This window comes from Porphyromonas uenonis 60-3 (genome assembly GCF_000174775.1).
Lineage (GTDB): Bacteria > Bacteroidota > Bacteroidia > Bacteroidales > Porphyromonadaceae > Porphyromonas > Porphyromonas uenonis_A.
This window is the reverse complement of the sequence record NZ_ACLR01000243.1, coordinates 1-1,594: the sequence shown is the minus strand read 5'-3', so window position 1 is coordinate 1,594 and position 1,594 is coordinate 1. Positions and strand designations below refer to the sequence as shown.

Annotated in this window: 3 protein-coding genes; all 3 read left to right on the top strand. The window is 46.8% G+C overall.

The genetic code is table 11. The annotated features are described in order from the left end of the window. The coding region (locus PORUE0001_RS09600; protein WP_007366254.1) for a site-specific integrase at positions 1 to 766 on the top strand (766 nt) is incomplete at its 5' end. Between the two features lie 11 nt (positions 767 to 777). Continuing rightward, positions 778 to 1,095, top strand: coding sequence for a hypothetical protein (locus tag PORUE0001_RS09595; protein ID WP_007366253.1), 318 nt, complete (start codon positions 778 to 780; stop codon positions 1,093 to 1,095). Positions 1,096 to 1,107: 12 nt separating this feature from the next. Further along, a partial coding sequence (locus tag PORUE0001_RS09590; RefSeq protein WP_007366255.1) for a DUF6291 domain-containing protein occupies positions 1,108 to 1,594 on the top strand: 487 nt, incomplete at its 3' end.

The following is a 1,594-nucleotide window of genomic DNA, read 5'->3' as shown; positions in this document are numbered from 1 at the left end:
AAAGGACGACTTACCCCTCTCTGCTGTGCAGAAAGATGAGCTATCCAGCTATGAGTTATACTTAAAGGGCGAGAAAAACTACACCCACAACACAGCCATCAAAGTTCTGCGCTTTTTGAGAAAAGCGATGGAGCGAGCCGTTGAAGATGACTTGCTTATGCGAGTCCCTTTTCCAAAGGTTGTTTTACGCATGCAACCTACAGATAGGGGGTTCTTAGATGATTCCGACTTGGAGCGTTTGCGTTCAGTTGAGCTTTCAAACCCTAAGCTTCTTCTAGTACGAGATGCCTTTCTCTTTTCTTGTTATACGGGACTTTCTTATGCAGATATATCTCGTCTAGTGAGAGACAACATCATCTCTATGCACGGCCAGAGCTGGGTTGTACTTCGTCGCAAGAAGACGGGTGTTCTCAGTACTATCCCCTTAATGTCTGTTGCCGTGCATATCCTAACTCCATATCTCGCTCAGGCGACCTCTACAGAGTGCAGGATATTTCCCCTATGTACAAATCCGTACGTCAATCAACAACTTAAAGAAATACAACGACTAAGTGGTGTGAAGCGAGTACTCACCTACCACTTAGCTCGCCACACGTTTGCTACACTCGCCCTGACTAAGGGCGTAAGCCTTGACACTGTTGGCAGTGTACTAGGTCATAGTTGTCTCTCAACGACCCGCATCTACGCTCGTGTCCTCCCGCTGAAGGTGAGTGAAGAGATGCGTAGCTTGGATAATCGCCTACAAGAAGAATGTGTAACCAATTAACCCTATACAGTATGAACCAGTCTACAGTTGACCCACAAGTCCAGCTCCTACTCCTTCAAGCTCTACTTGCTCGTAGAGATGAGACCAATCGCAATGAGGTCTTTCTATCCAACACAGAGCTAGAGGTATTGCTTCAAATACCTCGCACATCTATTGAGTTGGCCGTCCAGCGAGGTAAGCTAGTATCTGTTACTCCAACATCTCAGTATAGCTACAGCGCCGTGCTCTCCGCTGTTGAAACACGTCAGTTGTCCCCTCTAATCACAGAGGAGGAGCGTACCGACATTTTAGAGCGTCTGCGTGCATACCGACAACTGATAAATCTCTAAGACTTCTCAGCTATGAAAGAAAAGTCTTTTCAATTTCGATCCTCGTGGTATGAGGCAATTACCCAGTTACCAGACAGCAGTCAAGGAGTAGCTTACTCTCTAATTATGGGTTACGCTTTAAAGGGTTTAGAGCCTGACTTAGCTACGGTACCAGCCTTAGTTCAGGGCGTTTTCCTCGTTGTCCGAGAGCAGATTGATGCAGATGCACACCGACAGGCGGAAATCTCCTCTATACGCAAGACTTGTGGTAAGCTAGGCGGTCGCCCTCGCAAGAGCGAGCAGGGCGCAAAGGCTTCCACTACAACCCCTAATAAAGGAGTTACGGACAAATCAACTTTGGACGGTGGTCAGAAGCTAAATAACCAAAAGGTTTATTTGGTTTCTTCCGCTCCCAAAGCAGGTGAAAAGCAAAAGGTTTATTTGCTTTCAGACAACACTCAAGTAGCTGATGTCGAGCAAAGTACTGCTAAGCCTCTTAGCTCTTCTTCCACCACTCAGG